The following is a 19,798-nucleotide window of genomic DNA, read 5'->3' as shown; positions in this document are numbered from 1 at the left end:
ATGCAGATTCGTCCAAGCTTGCTTTTGTAGCATTTATTTTAAGTAAAACAACAAGAAATATTATTGGATTTATTAAATTTGCAATCTTTCGCCAGAAACAATTCAACAACAATCACCCACATTTTCATAAAGTGGCTAAAAAACAGAGCTTTTGGTTGTTTTTTAGGATTCATTTTTTCAATTTTAACGAGTCCAAATAACGTGATTAACATTAACTGAATATTATATTTTAACTAACCCTCAAAAAACGCTTTATGGCAAAGTATGTTTATACATTTGGTGATGGTAAGGCTGAAGGCAAAGCCGATATGAAAAACCTCATTGGTGGAAAAGGCGCTAACCTCGCTGAAATGAACCTGATCGGAGTTCCTGTTCCTCCCGGGTTTTCAATTACTACAGAAGTTTGTACCATCTATACGCAACAGGGCCATGACGCAGCAGTTTCAGCAATCAAAGAAGAAGTTGAAGCAGCTGTTGCTCTTATTGAAGAATTAACCAACACAACATTTGGAGATAAAGACAACCCTTGTCTTGTTTCTGTTCGTTCCGGCGCACGGGTATCAATGCCTGGAATGATGGACACGGTATTGAATCTGGGGCTAAACGACCTGGCCGTTCAAGGTATTGCAAAAAAATCAGGCAACGAACGTTTCGCTTGGGACTCTTATCGTCGTTTTGTTCAAATGTATGGTGATGTTGTACTGGGAATGAAACCAGAGAGCAAAGAAGACATTGATCCTTTTGAGGCCATCATGGAAAACCTGAAGGAAGAAAAAGGAATTGAATTGGATACACAATTCACAACGGAAGACCTGAAATTATTGGTTATCCGCTTTAAAGAAGCAGTACTTAAAGTAACAGGCAAGAGCTTCCCCGATGATCCATGGGAACAACTTTGGGGTGCTGTTTCTGCGGTATTCGATAGCTGGATGAACGAGCGTGCGATCTACTACCGTAAGCTGAACAACATTCCAGCTGAATGGGGTACTGCCGTTAACGTTCAGGCAATGGTATACGGAAATATGGGAGATACCTCAGCCACAGGTGTAGCTTTCACCCGTGATGCAGCTACAGGAGAAGACATTTTCAATGGAGAATACCTGATCAATGCTCAAGGTGAAGATGTTGTTGCAGGAACGCGCACACCTCAGCAAATTACCTTGGAAGGAAGTAAGCGCTGGGCTGAACTAGCTGAAGTAACAGAAGAAGTTCGCAAAGCTGAGTACCCTTCTTTGGAAGAAACAATGCCTGAAATCTTCAAAGAATTGATGGCCATCCAGGAGAAACTGGAAAACCACTACAAAGACATGCAAGACCTGGAATTCACCATTCAGGATGGCAAATTGTGGTTACTGCAAACCCGTAACGGGAAACGTACCGGAGCAGCGATGGTGAAAATTGCAGTTGACATGCTAGAACAAGAAATGATTGACGAGAAAACAGCTCTTTCTCGCATTGAGCCAGCGAAATTGGATGAACTTCTTCACCCGGTTTTTGACACAGCTGCTTTACAAGACGCCAAAGTACTGGCAAAAGGATTACCAGCATCTCCGGGAGCAGCAACAGGCCAGGTTGTATTCTTTGCTGATGAGGCATCAAAATACGAAAACTCGATTCTGGTTCGTATCGAAACGTCTCCTGAAGACTTAGAGGGAATGAACCTTGCTCGTGGTATTCTAACGGCGCGCGGAGGAATGACCTCTCACGCTGCGGTTGTTGCTCGTGGTATGGGTAAATGCTGTGTATCAGGTGCAGGCGCTGTAAAAATTGACTACAAAGCCCGCGTCATGAACGTTGACGGGCAACAATTCAAAGAAGGAGACTGGATTTCACTGAACGGAACAACCGGACAAGTTTACGAAGGCAAAGTACAAACAATGAATCCTGACTTAGGTGGTGATTTTGGAAAAGTCATGGACCTGTCAGATAAGTTTGCACGTATGACTGTGCGCACCAACGCTGATACTCCACACGATGCTAAAGTTGCCCGTGACTTTGGAGCACAAGGTATTGGTCTTTGCCGTACAGAACACATGTTCTTCGAAGGTAACCGGATTAAAGCCATGCGCGAAATGATTTTATCATCAACTCTGGAAGGACGTGAAAAAGCACTAGCCAAATTACTTCCATACCAGCGTGAAGATTTTGAAGGGATTTTTGAAGCGATGGCCGGCTATGGTGTCACCGTTCGTCTGCTGGATCCACCTTTGCACGAATTTGTTCCTCACCAACAAGCAACACAAAAAGAATTGGCCAAAGAAATGGGCATTTCTATCGATGCTGTAAAATCGAAAATTGCTGATTTGGAAGAATTCAACCCAATGCTCGGACACCGTGGTTGTCGTTTAGGAATTACTTATCCTGAAATTACAGCCATGCAAGCTCGTGCAATCATTGAAGCAGCTCTGAACCTGAAAGCTAAGGGTGTTGATGCTCGACCTGAAATTATGGTTCCATTGGTAGGTACCGTAGCAGAACTTAGAAATCAAGCTAAAATCATTCGCTCGACTGCTGAAAAAGTCTTTGAAGAAAAAGGAGATCGCATTGACTACCTCGTTGGTACAATGATTGAAATTCCTCGTGCAGCATTGACGGCTGATCATGTTGCTGCAGAAGCTGACTTCTTCTCATTCGGGACCAACGACTTAACTCAGATGACCTTGGGTTATTCTCGTGATGATGCCGGAAAATTCCTTCCGGTATACCTGGAAAATGGTATCCTGAAACAAGACCCATTCCAGGTTCTGGACCGTAACGGTGTTGGACAACTGGTAAAAATTGGTGTTGAAAAAGGACGCTCCGCGAAACCTAATTTGAAGGTTGGTATTTGCGGCGAGCATGGTGGTGAACCAAGTTCTGTTGAATTCTGCGACAGTGTTGACCTGGATTACGTTAGCTGTTCTCCATACCGCGTTCCTATTGCGCGCGTTGCAGCAGCCCTAGCTAACATTAAACATCGTAACTAAAGAACTCTAAAAGTACAAACACACAAGAGCCGTTTCAGCACAAGTTGAAACGGCTCTTTTTTTCTGGTCTATTATGAAATATCAGGATAAATAATCAATCCCAATTTTGAAGCAACAAATCCTGTGGCTAACGAAGCTTAGCTTCCATGGTAATATGAATACTTCCTAAAGCTCGTGAAACGGGACAATTCTCCTTGGCTTTGGTTGCCAATTCCTGAAAAACATTCTCTTCAATGTTAGGAACCTCCGCCACCACGTCCAGGTGACTGGTCGTAATCGTAGGAGCTCCATCAACTACTTCCAATTTAATCTTAGCTTTCGTTGCAACCTCAACCGGTTCATACCCTTCTTCGGCCAAAATATTTGAAAAAGCCATGGAAAAACATCCTGCATGTGCTGATCCAATCAGCATTTCGGGATTTGCACCAACACCTTCTTCAAACCTGGATTTAAAACTAAACGGGAATTCTGTATCGCTATTTTCAAACTGCATTCTACCGTTTCCATCTTTCAAATTACCTTTCCAAAAAGCATGTGCTTGATTCGTTTTCATTCGATTATTGTTTTAAGTTACTAATTCCAAGTCTATAGTCTCTTCTCAGATTACAAGGACAATGCCGAACAAACGGCCCAGAGTAAAAATAGCAAACAAAATACTGACAATCAACATAAAAAGATTTCACCTCAAAAAAAAGCTCTATTTATATCGAATCATTTTCCTTTCCAATTCCCCACCCAATGAGGCAAGAAATCCACAAATCACCACCTCAATTCATTTCACAAAAGATCTTTCGAACTGTTCTGTTACCTCATCCGTATTTTTATATGTAATTTGCAACGTTTTTGATTTTAACGGTCACCCCGTAAATTTTATTCCTATGTTACCTATACAAAACAATATTGGCCTTTATACTGACCACTACGAGTTAACGATGGCTCAGGGCTATTTTTTAAGCAACCGCCACTTGAAACGGGCTAGTTTCGATTATTTCTTCAGAAAGAATCCCTACAAAGGGAGCTATGTTGTTTTTTCAGGGCTTAGTTCGCTACTGGAAATGATTGAAGCCTTTCATTTTTCTCCTGAAGATTGTGACTATCTGTTATCCATTGGATTTCAGTCCTCGTTTGTTGATTACCTAAGAACATTCCGCTTTCAGGGAAACATTCATGCTGTTCGGGAAGGAGAATTGGTTTTTCCTTATGAACCTACATTAAGAGTAGAAGGGACTATTCTGGAAACCCAATTGATTGAGACCCTTTTGTTGAATGTCCTCAATTTCGAATCGCTAATAGCGACAAAAGCCAGCCGAATACGTCTGGCAGCCGGCGACCGTATTTTGATGGAATTTGGGCTTCGGCGTGCCCAAGGACTTGGTGGTGTCCATGCCAGTAAAGCAGCTGTAAGCGGAGGATTTAACAGCACTTCGAATGTATTCAGTGCCTATTATTTTGACTTGGAAAGCAGTGGCACCATGGCACATTCCTGGATTCAGAGTTTTGACGATGAGCTGGAAGCTTTTAGAACGTATGCCAAACACTACCCAGATGAGTGCACGCTTTTGGTAGATACCTACGATACCCTAAAAAGCGGTATTCCGAATGCCATTACTGTAGCTCGCGAACTGCACCAACAAGGGCATGAGTTGGCTGCCGTCAGGCTTGACAGCGGAGACTTAACCTATTTAAGTAAAAAAGCACGTCGCTTGCTTGACGACGCCGGCCTGCAACATGTGAAGATTGTTGCATCCAACCAATTGGATGAGATTATTATTCAAAGTTTGCTATCTCAAGGGGCACCGATTGACATTTTTGGAGTCGGCACTTCTTTAGCTGCAGGAAAAGAGGATGCGGCTTTGGACGGCGTTTACAAACTCGCTCATTTCGACGGGACTCCTTCTATCAAAGTGTCAGAAAATATTGCTAAAATGACTTTGCCCGGCATTAAAGCCATCCACCGGTTTGTCGACCAGGACGGCCTATTTGGTGCCGATGGAATTTCGTTCGCTGATGAACCTGACTACGAATTTATTCATCACCCGACTGATCCGCACAAGCAAAAAGAGATCTCAAAATACACCAAAGAATCGCTGATTCAAGAAGCCATGCATGATGGGAAAAACATCCTGAGCAAACAAACTCCTGCAGAAGTGGCTCAATACACTCAAAAGCGACTTAAGCAACTCACTGAAGAACATAAACGATTTTTAAATCCACACGTTTATAAGGTAGGAATCAGCGAGAAGCTTCAGCAAAACCGCAATGACTTAGCGAAACAATATTTGAAGAAAGACTTATTTTAATTCGATTAACCGACAAAATTTGGAATCATGAAAGCGCTTCTTATTGTCGATCTACAAAATGATTTTCTTCCTGGAGGAGCTCTGCCAGCCCCCTACGGAAATCAAATTATTCCCGTTGTTAACCAACTACTAAATCAATTCGAACTAGTTGTCGCCTCCAAAGACTGGCACCCGGAAAAGACCGTACATTTTGAGCAATGGCCAGTTCATTGTGTTGCCAACAGTGCTGGGGCTGATTTTCCATCAGAATTAAATCACGAAAAAATCACAACAATCGTACAAAAAGGCACCCGCGATAGTGATGACGGCTACTCCGCCTTTGAAGCCACCAGCCTTAACCTGAAGAAATACTTACAAAAAAAGCAGGTTAAGGAGCTATACATTTGTGGCTTAACAACTGAGTACTGTGTAAAAAACACGGTACTGGATGCCCTTAAGGCTGGATTTAAAACAACCGTTATTCAGAATGCAGTTGCTGGCGTTCGAGCCAAACCAGGTGATGAAGAACAAGCTTGGACAGCTATGCAGCAAGCCGGAGCGAAACTAATCCCGTCATTTTAATGCAAAAAGACAACACAGAAAAGCCATCATGCTCGCATGATGGCTTTTTCTTTTTTAGAACAACTTTATGTAATTAGAAATGGGTTGAAATATGAATATCAATTTTAGGAGCTAAGCGGAAGCCGTGATCGCAACGCTCAAAAACCATATCGCCATACTGATAATAAGCGTTAGGCCCTACCCAAACTTGCTCACATTCGAACGGTAAATAATCAAACACCAGATGACTAGGAAACTCGACTCTAACATAGCCTACTCCGCGATGGTGCCTATAATAATGGCCCCCATAGAAATAAAAGTCGCCATGGTGATGATGCCTAACCCTTACCGGCTTCGAATAAAAACGCTTGTAAACATGCCCGTATCTTGGATGATTGTATTCATAGCGACGGTCGTAGCGATAATGTTTATGCCCATACTTTTTGGTGTAGTAGTACGACTTATGCTTGTGTCGATCCCAATGAGCATCTCTTTTGTGATGATAAGAACGTTCATTCCTGTGATATCGGTTGTCATTCTTGGAATACCGCTTATCGTTCTTGTGATATCTGTTGTCGTTCTTGTAATAACGTTTATCAGAGTTTCGGTAAGCATTGTTTTGCTTCCGACTATCTGAATACCGCTCACTATTAGAATAACTCCTTCTGTTACGATCCGCTCTTTGGTTATTATACTTCTTACTACTATACTGTCTACTTTCCTTATTTGTCCGGCCTCTGTCCGAGCCAGTCTCTCTTCTTTGTGCTTCAGCGTTTACGCTTAACATGACCGCCGCCAGAGTAATCATCGTAGCAATCAGTCTCATTTTTCTTCTTCTCATGGCTTCCAGTTTTTTTTTAGTTAATAATTCATTTGCTCTGGTGCCTGCATTTACCGGTAATCAGTTGACTGATTCTATGCAAAGGATATGCCAAAAAATGAAAAAACTAGTTACCAAGAAGTTAACAAAACGATCAGAAAAGCTTTTTTATCAAACTTGTACTTTCATTCTGATTTGAGAATATTAATTTTGCAGCAATTCTTTTAAACATGGGTAGAATACTAGCGATTGATTACGGAAGAAAACGTGTAGGGCTTGCTGTTACTGATCCGTTGCAGCTTATCGCCAACAAACTCACGACAGTCAGAACTCACGATATTTTAGATTTTCTAAAAGACTATTTTGAAAAAGAAAATGTCGAAAAAGTCATTATCGGTTATCCGCTTCAAATGAACAATGAAGCCTCAGAAGCCGTTCTGTATATCAACCCATTTTTGAAGCGTTTTCAGAAATTGTTTCCCGACATGCCCATTGAGCAAGTTGACGAAAGATTTACCTCAAAGATGGCCTTTCAGACCATGCTTGATGCAGGCCTGAAAAAGAAAGACAGACAAAATAAAGGTACGATTGATGCCGTTAGTGCAACCATTATCCTTCAATCGTACATGGAACAACAAAAATACAGATCATGATTTATCCGATAACCGTATATGGAGATCCTCTTTTGCGCAAAGTTGCCCAGCCAATAGACAAGGATTTTGAAGGGCTTAATGAATTTATTGAAAACATGTTTGAAACCATGTACCACTCAGATGGTGTTGGGCTTGCTGCCCCTCAAATTGGAAAATCACTTCGTGTTTTTGTTGTTGATGCCAGTTCGGCAGCCGATGAAGAACCTGAGTTGGAAGGATTCAAAAAAGCATTCATCAACCCAGAGATACTTGAACGAACAGGAGACGAATGGGTAATGAATGAAGGATGTCTTAGCTTACCAGAAATCCGTGAAGATGTTAGCCGCCCCGAGCATGTCAAAATCAAGTACCTTGACGAAAACCTGGAAGAGCACATCGAAGAGTATGGTGGTTTTGCAGCCCGGGTGATTCAGCATGAATACGATCACTTGGATGGGAAACTACTGATTGATCATCTCAACCCACTGCGAAAAAGGCTCCTTAAAGGAAAATTAACCGCCATCACCAAGGGAAAAGTTCGTACTTCATACCGGATTGTTTTACCTGGGAAAAAGTAGCTTTATAAAAGATCGCCCGGAGTTCATCACGATTTTTGTTCGCTTCGTCAAAATAAATTGAATTTTGTAAACCGTGACGAAGGAAAAACGTAAGCAGTTATAAAACAAAGAACTGTGAACTTTTTCCTGAACAACCCATTCATCCGGATTCTCAGCTTTTGGTTACTGGGCTTACTCCTTGGATTTTACGTCCCGGAACATAGAATAGCTGTTGTATGCTTACTCGGGCTTGCTTTGCTTTTGGCTCTTTCAAAAATCAAAAGCAAAGCATCCCCTTTTGATTTCTTCGCTTCCTCCCTCCTTGCTTTAGCCATCGTCGTTCTCGCTTCTTTTTCGATTCGCACCACCCAATTACCTGAACAGCATCAAGGACACAAGTATGTTGCCCAAGTATTAGACTCCCCAACACCCAAACCCAATTCATACCAATGTCTCATTCGTATTGAACAAGCAGACTCAAGCTATCTTCATAATCGACAAGTACTGGCTTATTTTGAAAAAACCGATGCTGCAACCAAACTAAAACCAGGAGATCGACTGGCTATCAACAGCCAACTTCAGCGCATTCAAAACTCCGGAGAGCCCTTTGCATTTAACTATCGTCGATTCATGGCCAACCGCCAGGTCTTTTTCAGCACGTATATTCCTTCAACAAATTACTACCCATTAACCACACTCGAAACCTTCTCATTAAAATTACAAGCAGAAGTCTTTCGAGGAAAACTGATCTGCCTGCTTCATGAACACATCGACAATCAAGAAGTTGTTCAGGTAATTTCGGCCCTTACACTAGGCTACCGCAAAGAATTAGCCCCGGAAACCCGTTCGTATTTTGCATCAACAGGAGCCATGCATGTTTTAGCGGTATCCGGCTTACATGTTGGAATGATCTTTCTTTTTCTATCGCAGCTCTTGGGATTTCTCAAACGGTCGCGCTTAGGACAAGTCTGCTTTGTATTATTGATAGCTGCGCTGCTTTGGGCTTATGCCTTACTAACCGGATTCTCCCCCTCGGTGCAACGAGCAACCGTAATGTTTTCCTTTATTTTGATTGGCAACAGCATGCGACGCCCAAGCTCCATTTACAACTCCATTGCTGCATCAGCCTTCCTGCTATTACTAATCAATCCACGGCTAATTTTTGAAGTGGGATTTCAACTCTCTTATGCTGCTGTAACCAGTATTGTTTTCTTTTATCCTCGGCTCGAACGACTCATTCATCCTAAGAATAAGCTACTCACTAAAGCCTGGCAATTATTCTGCGTTTCATTTGCAGCACAACTAGGCACCTTTGCTTTATCAATCTATTATTTTCATCAATTCCCGGTTTTCTTCTGGCTAAGTAATTTTATTGTTCTTCCAGCAGCTTATCTCATACTTGGAGGAACCTTGCTGTTCTTCCTGAGTATTCCCTTGGAGATGCTATCATCAGCTATTGCCTGGGCATTATCAGGTGTTACCCAAATCACACTCTTTGCGCTGAAACAAATTGACCAACTCCCCTACTCGCTAATTGAAAACATCAGCATCAGCAACTCCCAGCTAGCATTCCTTGCAGGCATGCTCGTCAGCCTAATCTTTTTCATCAAGCTAAAACGCAAAGCCTTCTTGTTTGCCACCTTAAGTTTCTACCTGATCTTTCTAATAGCAGGCCTTTGGCAAAAACAACAGCTCTTTGAGCAAAGAGCTTGTATCATTTATGCTCGTCACCAAGCCATTCAGCTGATTAATGGCCGAAACAACTACCTGCTGCTATTGACCAAAACTCCAAGGAAACAGCCTCCGATTCAAGCTGTAACTCGAGAACTTCAGCTCAATCAACCCATCATCTTGTATCCAGACACCTGTGCTTCCTTTCAAACGTCGGATTTGGTTATTGACCAAGGTACAATCGTATTCATTAACCAAACATTTCAATATAAAGAACGTATAGATAAGCAGCCTATGCAGAACTATATCCTCGAAAAAGGAGAACACAAATATTGGAGTTTATTGTTACACATGAAGTTAGATTCAGCCAGGCAAAAAGGAACAATGTTAAATAATTATCACAGGAGAAGACAACAGACGTTTACCATTGATTTATAATCACATGCAATAACGAAGCGTTCGTTCGGCAAAGCAAAGCAGCCGAAAAGCATGTTTAAATTTGTTGAAATTGTTGTTTATACCTTACTTTACCAGGCTGAATTTTTGAAAAAAGGAGTAACGTAATTATGAAGGTTGTTATTGTTGGCGCTGGTGAAGTTGGTACGCACCTTGCCAAAATGCTGAGCAAGGAAGACCACGACATCGTCTTGATGGACGAAGATGCCGATAAGTTGCATCACATTTCCAGTCAAGTGGATCTACTCACGATCACTGGTTATGCAAATTCGTTCCGGGACCTAAAAGAAACCGGCCTTTCAAAAGCAGATTTGTTTATTGCAGTAACCCCTTACGAAGAACGCAATATCTTTGCCTGCGTTCAGGCTAAAGATATGGGGGTTCAACGTACTGTTGCGCGGATCAACCAGGGAGAGTATTTAACTGATAAGTATCGAGAAAAGCTCTTAAACCTGGGGGTTGACGAGTTAATCTATCCTGAAAGCCTGGCCGCCAAAGAAATTGCCTCCTCGGTAAAGCAGGTTGGAACCCGGCAAATGATCGAATTTTCGCAAGGAAAACTGATCTTGATGGGAGTCAAGATTCGCGAAAATGCCCCCATTCTGAACAAGACACTTGAAGACCTTACCAGTGTAAATAATGATATCCGAGCAGTAGCCATCAACCGCGAAAGCGAAACAATCATTCCTTACGGGAAAGATATGATTATGAATGGCGACATTGTCTTCTTCATTACCACCCGGGCCAATCAAAACCGGGTATTCGAAATGGCTGGAAAAGAAATCTTTGCCGTTCGAAATGTAATGATTTTAGGAGGAAGCCGGATTGCTCAAAAGACTGTTGAACGCTTAGGAGACAGCTACAACATCAAAGTTATTGAAAGCGATAAGGTTCGTAGTCAGAAAGTCGCAGATCGCTTTGAAAACATCTTGGTTATTCAAGGGGATGGCAGGAACCTGGACTTGCTAAAAGAAGAACGAATTGAACGCATGGATGCCTTTATTGCTGTAACCGGAAACTCTGAAACCAATATTCTGTCTTGTCACCTAGCGAAAACAATGGGCGTAAAACGTACCGTTGCCGAAGTGGAAAACATCGACTTTATGGGCATTGCTGAAAGCATGGATATTGGTAGTATCATTAATAAAAAATTGATTGCAGCAAGCTACATCTATAAATATACTTTGGGAGCAAAAGTGGCGCAGGCCAAGTGTTTGACAGCCTCCGACGCCGAAGTTTTTGAATTTATTGCCAAAGAAGGCTCAAAAATTACGGAGCACCCAATTCGGGATTTAGCATTCCCTGATGATGCTAAAATTGGAGGATATATTAGAGGAACAAAAGGTTTTGTTGCAAAGGGCGATACTCACATTCAGGAAAACGACAAAGTTGTTGTCTTCGCCTTGCCGTCAGCCATTAAAAAGCTCGATAAGTATTTCAAATAATTTCATGCTCTCATGCTTAACTTCAAAATAGTCTTTAGGATTCTGGGGTTCTTATTGTTTGTTGAAGGCGTATCAATGCTCCTGGCAATGGGCGTTTCCGCCATTTACAACGATGCCGGCCTGATGGCTTTGCTGTATTCGGCACTCATCAGCATGGGCGTTGGCTCATTGGCACTCATTCTTACCAAAGGAGCCGAAAAGAAAATCGGGAAGCATGAAGGCTTTGTCATTGTCAGCTTGGTTTGGGTGGTCTTCTCTTTTTTCGGAAGTCTTCCCTATATGCTTAGTGACTCGATCCCGACGCTAACCAATGCTTTTTTCGAAACAATGTCCGGCTTTACAACCACCGGATCGTCAATCCTAAATGATATTGAAGCCCTCCCCAATGGGATTCTGTTTTGGCGAAGCATGACCCAATGGATGGGAGGTATGGGGATTATCGTACTATCCTTGGCTATATTGCCGGTTTTTGGAATTGGTGGGATGCAGCTTTTTGCTGCAGAAGTTCCGGGACCAACACCCGATAAAATTAGTCCTCGTATTCAGCAAACAGCAAAGAGTCTGTGGATTATCTACCTGGGATTTACCGTTGCTGAAACCCTGCTTTTATGGGCAGGAGGAATGACCTTATTTGATGCTGTAAACCATTCATTTACCACCATGGCTACTGGCGGTTATTCCACCAAGCAAGCCTCGGTGGCCTACTGGTCTTCACCATTCATCCAGTATGTGATCATCTTTTTCATGTTTGTGGCTGGAACCAATTTCACCCTGTCCTACCTGGCTATTCATGGTAAATTTGAGAAAGTATTTAAAAATGAAGAATTCAAATATTACGTCCTGTTTATTGTCGGCTTTACCGCTGTTATCTTCAGCGGACTATTGGTTTCAACCCAGTTGGGCTACGAACAGGCATTTCGCGATTCCTTGTTTCAGGTTGTATCCATCATCACAACAACAGGGTTTGCCACGGCTGATTACCTCACGTGGAATCCTTTCTTAACCATCCTGATCTTTTCGCTCTTTTTCTTCGGAGGAAGTGCCGGATCAACAGGTGGCGGTATCAAAATTATGCGAGTTGTCCTGCTGATGAAAAACAGCTATTACGAACTTCGTCGCCTGCTACACCCCAATGCAGTAATTCCTGTTCGATTCAACAAACGGTCGGTATCAGAGCATATCATCACCAATGTGCTGGCTTTTTTCATGATCTATTTTATCATTTTCTTTTTCAGCACAATCCTGTTCACATTGATTGAGCCCGACATGGAGTCAGCCATGGGAGCGGTAGCCACCTCTTTAGGGAATATTGGACCGGGCTTAGGAAATGTTGGACCAGCAGAAAACTTCCACCACGTGCAACCTGTAGGAAAGTGGTTTCTTTCCTTCTTAATGCTGCTTGGGCGTTTGGAGCTTTTCACCGTATTGGTACTCTTCTCCCCTGCTTTCTGGAGAAAATAATTGGTCTGAAAATCTATTTCCCCGATTCAACCTTCAAACCAAGCTTGGCTCACCTCAAATAAATTAGGAATCTGAAACTTGAAATACCAAACTTCAATGATCGCGGTTATTCTTCAAGCTCCCCTTTACCCTGACGAGTAATCTCCGGAATATCCGAAGTACAGTCGATAACTGTTGATGGAATATTATCGCCAAAGCCCCCGTCAATTACCAAGTCTGCAAAATTCTCAAACTTCTCATGAATCAGTTCCGGATCGGTCGTGTATTCCAACACCTCATCTTCATCGTGTATCGAGGTCGAAAGAATTGGATTTCCCAGCTGCCGGACAATCTCACGAATGATATTATTATCTGGAACCCGAATACCAACCGTCTTCTTTTTCCCTTTAAAGTATTTAGGCACATTGGAGTTAGCTTCCAAAATAAAGGTAAAAGGCCCCGGCAAGTTGCGCTTCAGCAATTTAAAAATCGAGTTTGAGATGGGCTTGGCATAATCTGACAAATGACTCAAGTCACTACAGATAAAAGACATGTTCGACTTTTCAATCTTCACATTCTTGTATTGTGCTACCTTCTCAACAGCACGAGCATTGGTAATATCGCAACCAATTCCATAAACCGTATCAGTCGGATAAATAATGATACCACCACTGCGTAATACTTCCAGCACTTTTTCAATTTCCCGCTGGTTCGGATTTTCTTCGTACAATTTGATCAACATAGCATTTGTTTAAGCCAATCAAAATTAGAATAAAAATGTGGAACCCAGCTATAAAATCACGAAATTTGCCCCTTCAACAGCTGCGCCGCCAAGCTTTGCTCTGATGTGACAGCTGTCAAATTCATTCAGAAAAAAACACAATGAAACGACAACTTGAAATAACCGAAGACGGATCGCATACGCTTTACCTCCCGGAAATGGATGAACACTTCCACTCCATTCACGGAGCAATCCAGGAATCGATGCACGTATTTATACACCAGGGACTCGACCGTTGCCCCCAACAAGAAATTAACTTATTAGAAGTTGGTTTTGGCACGGGACTTAATGCCTGGCTAAGTTTACTGCACCGCCAAGGGAAAAATATCCATTACTATTCACTGGAGAAATATCCCTTAACAGTTGATGAATACAGCCAACTCAACTACACCCAAGCGCACAGCCCCGAACAACAAGCCCTATTTTTAAAGATGCACCAAGCCGTCTGGAATCAGCCTGTTTTGATTACCGAAGGATTTGAACTTACAAAACTGCAAACCGACCTGCAAACGGTCGATCTGAGTCAGCTTCCTAAGTTCGATCTCATCTATTTTGATGCCTTCGCTCCCAGTAAGCAACCCGAGCTGTGGACTGATGAGATCTTCCACAAAATAAGTGCACATTGTCAAGCTGGTGCCCGCTTTACAACATACTGTGCCAAAGGTGATGTACGCCGATCATTACAAAAAAATGGCTTTGCAATGCAGCGGCTGGTGGGACCTCCGGGAAAGAAGCAAATGCTGTACGGCGAGAAAGCCTAGCCTTGGTCAGGGATATCCTAAAAATTCCTTTATCTTCGTAGCTCTTTAAAAAAAATAGAATTTTATGTCAGATCACAAATTTTCAGGCGAACTGGAAGAATTTAGCTACGCATTAGGACTAAGCATTGCGAGCAACCTCATTCAATCAGGAGTAAAAACCATTGAACCAAGCAATTTCATGCTGGCTCTCGAAGATATTTTCACCGGCAAGGAACCTAAATTGACCCCAGAAGGAGCCAACCAAATCCTGCAGGCGTTCATGGAAAAACAACAAAGTGGCGAAGGCAAAGCCAACTTGGAAGAAGGCTTGAAATTCCTGGCTGAAAACCGCGAAAAAGAAGGCATTATTGAAACGGCCAGCGGCTTACAGTACCAAGTACTGGAAGAAGGAGAAGGCGAAAAACCAAGCCCAAGCGACCAAGTAAAATGCCACTATCATGGAACCTTGATTGACGGAACCGTATTCGATAGTTCTGTACAACGTGGAGAACCAGCTACATTCCCGGTTAACGGAGTTATTCAAGGATGGGTTGAAGCCCTTCAGATGATGGCTACCGGATCAAAATGGCGCTTGTACGTTCCTTCTGACTTGGCTTATGGTGAGCGTGGTGCAGGCGGTGCGATTGGCCCTAACACAACGCTGGTTTTCGAAGTAGAGCTGTTGGAAATTGTCTAACGCACTTCTTTTTCAAGCTAGAAATAAAACGCCCCAAATGGCGTGTACGCTCTAATACAACAACAAATTAACAGTTTTAAAACGATGAAATTTAATTCCATTTTATTTGCAATTGCTGCCCTACTTGTGTTGGCAGCTTGTCAACCTCAAGGATCGTCGCGTCAAGCCAAATTGGCGACTAACGCAGACTCTGCCAGTTATGCGATCGGTCTTTTAGTTGGAGATCAAAACAAACAACAGCTGGAAGCTTCTGGTGCTGACGAATTGGATTACTCAATTCTGGTTACAGCTTTTGAAGAACAATTGAACGGTGCTGAAGCTCAAATGACGACAGAAGAAGCACAAACGTTCATCCGGACTTACTTCCAGCAGTTAGCTGAAGCTGAAGGTGAGAAAAACAAACAGGAAGGCGAAGCATTCCTGGCAAAAAATAAAGAAAAAGAAGGCGTAGAAGTTACTGAAAGTGGCTTGCAGTATGAAGTAATTACTGAAGGAACAGGAGCAAAACCAACAGCCGACCAAAAAGTAAAAGTACACTACACTGGAACCTTGCTTGACGGAACTGTTTTTGACAGCTCTGTAGAGCGTGGCGAACCTACTACTTTCGGTGTAGGGCAAGTTATTCCGGGATGGACTGAAGCACTGCAATTGATGCCAGTAGGATCAAAATGGAAAGTGTACATCCCTGGCGATTTAGCTTACGGACCTCGTGGAGCTGGTGCTGATATTGGCCCTAACTCAACCTTGATTTTCGAAGTTGAATTGTTAGAGATTGTTGAATAAACACTCTTGAAAACTTTTTGAAAAACCCCTGGAAAATTTTTCTCAGGGGTCTTTTTTTCTCTCTATTTTTGACACCTGAAAAAATATTGAATCAATGAGTTTAGAAATTAAAGGAAAAATAAGTCAAGTTCTAGCGGTAGCTTCTGGCGTAAGCAAAGCCGGAAAAGAATGGAAAAAACAAGAGTTTGTAATCGAAACTGATGACCAGTTTCCACGTCAAGTATGTTTTACCTTGTTCAACGATAAAATTTCGTTGCTCGAAGGCTTAAATTCAGGCGAAGATGTAAACGTATCGTTCTCGGTTGAGTCGCGCGAATTCAACGGACGTTGGTACCATAACATCAACGCTTGGCGAATTGATCGTTTGGCGCCAGAAACACCACAGGATCTTCCTCCTGAGTTTACTCCAGACGATATTCCACCGGCACCAACCGATCAGGATGATCTCCCATTTTAAATGATTATACACAAGCAGCGTCACATCAACGCTGCTTTTTTTGACCACTAGTGAACTCCTTTAATCAACATTTCCCCAAACCAATCACCGACCACTGACCACTCTTCTTAAAGCCCCAACAGGGCAAAAGCAACAACTCAAGGGCAACGCCCTGAGGATTAATGTAAAGATGATTATTGGCGCAACTCCGAAATTATTGAATAGAGCTTAGACAAGCATGCGCCAAACAGGCAAACGTTTTTAATGCCAACTCCTTTTCGCCTCTTCAAGCCAGAGGGGCTCCTCCTTTTTCATTGATAAAAAGGAGGTAAAAATCTAGTCAAAGTAATCCTTCTGCCCGCTTCATGATTTTTTTTCAAACCCAAGAGACCCTGCTCCCTCAGAAAATCATTCACGCCAACACCGGCCCGGGCGACTTTGACTGGCCAACATTCACTGTTTGCTGTTCACTATTCTCGATTCACACACCACCGATCACTTCCTGCAGCCCTAACAGGGCAAAAGCAACAACTCAAGGGCAACGCCCTGAGGATTGATGTAAAGATGATTATTGGCGCAACTCCGAAATTATTGAATAGAGCTTAGACCAGCATGCGCCAAACAGCCAAACTTATTTTAAAGACAAAATCTCAATTCCTTTTCTCCTTTCGTAGAAATCGGGACTTGATCCCCCAATACTGACCACCGTTCACTCACCACGGGGCACTGACTCACACCCCAACGGGGCAAAAGCAATAGCTCGGCGCAATGAGCATGAGGATCACGTTGTTTTTTGTAAATTGCTTGCCTCAAAAAAATAAGAGAGAGAAGAAAATTGAAATAATTCAATTTTATAGTCCGTTCATCCTACAACGTCAACAACCCAAAAGCCCTGGAATATGTAAGCCAAGCGCTATAAGCAACTAATAAAATGAATAAAGAAACAATAGAACAACTTATTAAGTCACTAAAAAAAAATAGAATTGAAGCCATCCATTTTCCTTCGAAAAAAGAATTAGTTGACTATTTTATTGATAACTTAAAACCTAACCTCACAGTTGGAACTGGAGATTCATTAACCCTGGAGCAAATTGGATTATTTGACCTGTTGAGAAAAAGCAACATTAACTTTCTCGACAAGTATAAAAAAGACATTACAAAAGCTGAAAAGGCAAAACTCTATAGAGACAATTTCTCATCCGACATTTTTCTTAGTGGGATTAATGCAATCACCCTAGAGGGCAAAATTTTCAATTTGGACGGTAATGGAAGTAGGGTTGCTCCTATTATTTATGGCCCCAAAAAGGTGCTGCTGATCTGTGGAACGAATAAAATTGTTCAGAATGATGATGAAGCCATTTCGCGTATAAAAAATATTGCAGCTCCAATTGATGCAAAAAGATTAAATAAAAAGACACCTTGCACAAAAACTGGCAAATGTGAAGATTGCAAGTCTCCCGATAAGATATGTAATTACTATACGATAATACAAGGACAATTTGACCAGGAAAGAATAAAAGTGCTTTTACTCGATGGAGAATATGGTTTTTAGGATATAGTAATCTACAAACAAGAACAACGCGACCTTACCCACATAAAAAAGCCAATCAAGAAAGCAATACCCGATATGATCAGAACAACTGAAAACAAATACAATGGCGTCATTATTGACAACACGACGCTTCCGGAAAATACCGACGAGTTTAGAGATCAAGTATTACGCATCATTGAGGTAGCCAGCGACAAAGAGCTGTTGTGGATTAAAATCCCCATCGAAAAATCGGATTACATACCCATTCTCACCCGATTGGATTTCGAGTTTCATCACTGCGATGAGCGAAACCTCATGTTGATCAAAAAACTGCAACAAGCCCCGATCGTGCCAACCTCCAAAAACTTCATTGTTGGCGTTGGCGCCATCGTTATTCATCAGGAGAAGCTGCTAGTCGTTAAAGACAAATTTTACGCTGGCTACAAGCTTCCCGGAGGTCATATCGATAAGGGAGAATCAATCAAAGCGGCTTTGAAAAGAGAAGTTTTCGAAGAAACAGGCATCGCGATTGAATTTGAATCAATTCTAAACATTGGCCATTTTAAACACGGGCAATTCGACGAATCCAACTTATACCTGGTCTGCACAGCCAAAGCTCAATCGGAAGAGATTAGCATTCGTGATTCAGCTGAGATTGCTGAAGCCAGATGGATCAACCCAACTGATTTTCTGAACTCAGATCAGGTAAATAGCTATAACAAAAGTGTGGTTCAGGCTGCATTGAACAACAAAGAATTAAAGCTCAAAGAACAGAAAGTCAAATTAAGAGTTTCTGACGGAGAAGTGTTCTTTTAGGAAGCGTATTTTGAAAGTAGCATACATCATTCGTCAAAGATAACGAGTCATACGCAGCGAATTCATCGTTGGTCGCAAAAAATATCTCGACAACTAATCAACCAATCACTAAAACCAAGAAAAATGCAAATACGAAAATACAACAAGCTTACTGATGAAATCAAGCTGATGCAAATGATCCGGGAGGAAGAAGGATGGGATTATGCCGATGAAATCATGACCGAAAAATATAAAAAAGCGCTGGAAGTCTCCATCACTTATGTCGCCTATCAAGAGGATGTTTTATGTGGCTATTCCCGTTCGTTGGATGATTGTGGCTTTTACATCTATGTTTGCGATTTACTGGTAAAACCCATTTTCAGAGGAAAAGAAATTGGACGCAAACTAATGGAATGCTTATACCAAGATTATCCAGATCAAACCGTTTACGTGATGTCTGATGTTGATCAATACTATGAAAAAGTTAGTTATAATCGTATCGGTTCAATCTTTGAAGTTCCCGGAACATTATAAATGCAATTATTGTAGTTGTCAAGCTTGAAGACTGCAAAAGATACCCAACAGCTAAAAGCACCACAAAAAAGAGAAGAGCTATGCCCAATGAAAATTTATTGAAGCAAATTGAGTTTATTAAAGAAATCGATAAAATAAAGTACATCCAGCGGCGAACAAAACTATTGAATAGCGATCGCAATGAAAACGATGCGGAACACAGTTGGCACCTAGCCATGATGGCCCTTGTATTAAGCGAATATGCCGACGAAAAAGTGGATCTGTTAAAAGTCATCAAAATGGTGCTGATACACGATATCGTTGAAATTGATGCTGGTGATACTTTTATCTATGACCAAAACAAAAACCATGAAAATACCGAGGAAGAACTGAAATCGGCCAAACGGGTTTTTGGTATTCTGCCTGAAAAACAAGCTTCAGAATTCATTGAACTGTGGACTGAATTTGAAGAAGGAACTTCAAAGGAAGCCAGGTTTGCAAAATCAATGGATCGCCTCGAACCGTTATTGCAAAATACCTCCAACAATGGAGGGACCTGGAGAGAGTTCGACGTAAAATACCCAACAGTTTATGAAAAGAAAAAAGTGATTAAAAAAGGTTCAGCAGAATTGTGGAATTATGCCGAAAAGCTTCTTGATGCAAGTGTCGAAAAAGGGATTCTAAAAAAGTAAAAA

The 19,798-nt window shown here is 41.9% G+C and carries 19 protein-coding genes; 16 read left to right on the top strand and 3 right to left on the bottom strand.

Annotation, left to right across the window (positions count from 1 at the left end):
* Positions 1 to 254 precede the first annotated feature (254 nt).
* Complete coding sequence (ppdK, locus tag BM156_RS11355) at positions 255 to 2,966, top strand: pyruvate, phosphate dikinase (RefSeq protein ID WP_093919994.1); 2,712 nt, start codon at positions 255 to 257, stop codon at positions 2,964 to 2,966.
* A gap of 127 nt (positions 2,967 to 3,093) precedes the next feature.
* Here the strand turns inward: ppdK and BM156_RS11350 are convergent, their stop codons facing one another.
* Positions 3,094 to 3,519 (bottom strand): OsmC family protein, encoded by a 426-nt coding sequence (locus tag BM156_RS11350; RefSeq protein WP_093919993.1) that lies wholly within the window; start codon positions 3,517 to 3,519, stop codon positions 3,094 to 3,096.
* A 325-nt stretch (positions 3,520 to 3,844) separates the two neighbouring features.
* On the opposite strand from BM156_RS11350, the gene BM156_RS11345 reads away from it, so the two are divergent.
* Together BM156_RS11345 and BM156_RS11340 are read left to right on the top strand one after the other, a co-directional pair.
* Positions 3,845 to 5,266, top strand: coding sequence for a nicotinate phosphoribosyltransferase (locus BM156_RS11345; RefSeq protein WP_170846943.1), 1,422 nt, complete (start codon positions 3,845 to 3,847; stop codon positions 5,264 to 5,266).
* A 27-nt stretch (positions 5,267 to 5,293) separates the two neighbouring features.
* Positions 5,294 to 5,827, top strand: coding sequence for an isochorismatase family protein (locus BM156_RS11340; protein WP_212733496.1), 534 nt, complete (start codon positions 5,294 to 5,296; stop codon positions 5,825 to 5,827).
* A gap of 73 nt (positions 5,828 to 5,900) precedes the next feature.
* Here the strand turns inward: BM156_RS11340 and BM156_RS20605 are convergent, their stop codons facing one another.
* On the bottom strand, positions 5,901 to 6,632 hold the full coding sequence (locus BM156_RS20605; RefSeq protein WP_139218267.1) for a hypothetical protein: 732 nt from the start codon (positions 6,630 to 6,632) through the stop codon (positions 5,901 to 5,903).
* Positions 6,633 to 6,856: 224 nt separating this feature from the next.
* Between BM156_RS20605 and ruvX the strand changes: the two genes are divergently transcribed.
* The 5 genes from ruvX to BM156_RS11310 all read left to right on the top strand — a co-directional run bounded on the left by ruvX (position 6,857) and on the right by BM156_RS11310 (position 12,848).
* Positions 6,857 to 7,279 (top strand): Holliday junction resolvase RuvX, encoded by a 423-nt coding sequence (gene ruvX, locus BM156_RS11330; RefSeq protein WP_093919990.1) that lies wholly within the window; start codon positions 6,857 to 6,859, stop codon positions 7,277 to 7,279.
* The gene (def, locus tag BM156_RS11325; RefSeq protein ID WP_093919989.1) at positions 7,276 to 7,836 is read left to right on the top strand and encodes a peptide deformylase; all 561 of its coding nucleotides are present in this window, start codon (positions 7,276 to 7,278) and stop codon (positions 7,834 to 7,836) included. Before ruvX ends, def begins: the two co-directional genes overlap by 4 nt.
* Positions 7,837 to 7,950: 114 nt before the next feature.
* On the top strand, positions 7,951 to 9,924 hold the full coding sequence (locus BM156_RS11320; RefSeq protein ID WP_093919988.1) for a ComEC/Rec2 family competence protein: 1,974 nt from the start codon (positions 7,951 to 7,953) through the stop codon (positions 9,922 to 9,924).
* A gap of 128 nt (positions 9,925 to 10,052) precedes the next feature.
* Complete coding sequence (gene trkA / locus BM156_RS11315; protein ID WP_093919987.1) at positions 10,053 to 11,387, top strand: Trk system potassium transporter TrkA; 1,335 nt, start codon at positions 10,053 to 10,055, stop codon at positions 11,385 to 11,387.
* A gap of 12 nt (positions 11,388 to 11,399) precedes the next feature.
* On the top strand, positions 11,400 to 12,848 hold the full coding sequence (locus BM156_RS11310; protein WP_093919986.1) for a TrkH family potassium uptake protein: 1,449 nt from the start codon (positions 11,400 to 11,402) through the stop codon (positions 12,846 to 12,848).
* A gap of 106 nt (positions 12,849 to 12,954) precedes the next feature.
* Here the strand turns inward: BM156_RS11310 and BM156_RS11305 are convergent, their stop codons facing one another.
* Positions 12,955 to 13,569 carry an L-threonylcarbamoyladenylate synthase gene (locus BM156_RS11305; protein WP_093919985.1) on the bottom strand — a complete coding sequence of 205 codons (615 nt, stop codon included), beginning with the start codon at positions 13,567 to 13,569 and terminating at the stop codon, positions 12,955 to 12,957.
* A 140-nt stretch (positions 13,570 to 13,709) separates the two neighbouring features.
* Here BM156_RS11305 and mnmD point away from each other — a divergent pair, with 140 nt between their 5' ends.
* The 8 genes from mnmD to BM156_RS11265 all read left to right on the top strand — a co-directional run bounded on the left by mnmD (position 13,710) and on the right by BM156_RS11265 (position 19,795).
* Positions 13,710 to 14,369, top strand: a complete 660-nt coding sequence (gene mnmD, locus BM156_RS11300; RefSeq protein WP_093919984.1) for a tRNA (5-methylaminomethyl-2-thiouridine)(34)-methyltransferase MnmC2 — start codon at positions 13,710 to 13,712, stop codon at positions 14,367 to 14,369.
* 64 nt (positions 14,370 to 14,433) lie between these two features.
* Positions 14,434 to 15,045 carry a BamJ family beta-barrel-assembly machinery protein gene (locus BM156_RS11295; protein ID WP_093919983.1) on the top strand — a complete coding sequence of 204 codons (612 nt, stop codon included), beginning with the start codon at positions 14,434 to 14,436 and terminating at the stop codon, positions 15,043 to 15,045.
* Positions 15,046 to 15,129: 84 nt separating this feature from the next.
* Positions 15,130 to 15,828 carry a BamJ family beta-barrel-assembly machinery protein gene (locus BM156_RS11290; RefSeq protein ID WP_093919982.1) on the top strand — a complete coding sequence of 233 codons (699 nt, stop codon included), beginning with the start codon at positions 15,130 to 15,132 and terminating at the stop codon, positions 15,826 to 15,828.
* Between the two features lie 94 nt (positions 15,829 to 15,922).
* Positions 15,923 to 16,285, top strand: coding sequence for a DUF3127 domain-containing protein (locus BM156_RS11285; protein ID WP_093919981.1), 363 nt, complete (start codon positions 15,923 to 15,925; stop codon positions 16,283 to 16,285).
* 910 nt (positions 16,286 to 17,195) lie between these two features.
* Positions 17,196 to 17,816: a lactate utilization protein gene (locus BM156_RS11280; RefSeq protein ID WP_093919980.1), complete on the top strand. Its 621-nt coding sequence runs from the start codon at positions 17,196 to 17,198 to the stop codon at positions 17,814 to 17,816.
* A 75-nt stretch (positions 17,817 to 17,891) separates the two neighbouring features.
* Complete coding sequence (locus tag BM156_RS11275) at positions 17,892 to 18,611, top strand: NUDIX hydrolase (RefSeq protein ID WP_093919979.1); 720 nt, start codon at positions 17,892 to 17,894, stop codon at positions 18,609 to 18,611.
* Between the two features lie 123 nt (positions 18,612 to 18,734).
* Positions 18,735 to 19,124, top strand: a complete 390-nt coding sequence (locus BM156_RS11270) for a GNAT family N-acetyltransferase (protein WP_093919978.1) — start codon at positions 18,735 to 18,737, stop codon at positions 19,122 to 19,124.
* 80 nt (positions 19,125 to 19,204) lie between these two features.
* Positions 19,205 to 19,795 (top strand): HD domain-containing protein, encoded by a 591-nt coding sequence (locus tag BM156_RS11265; protein WP_093919977.1) that lies wholly within the window; start codon positions 19,205 to 19,207, stop codon positions 19,793 to 19,795.
* Positions 19,796 to 19,798: the final 3 nt, after the last annotated feature.

This window comes from Sunxiuqinia elliptica (assembly GCF_900113005.1).
GTDB classification, from domain to species: domain Bacteria; phylum Bacteroidota; class Bacteroidia; order Bacteroidales; family Prolixibacteraceae; genus Sunxiuqinia; species Sunxiuqinia elliptica.
The sequence above is the reverse complement of the archived record's forward strand: the minus strand, read 5'-3'. Positions and strand labels throughout refer to the sequence as shown.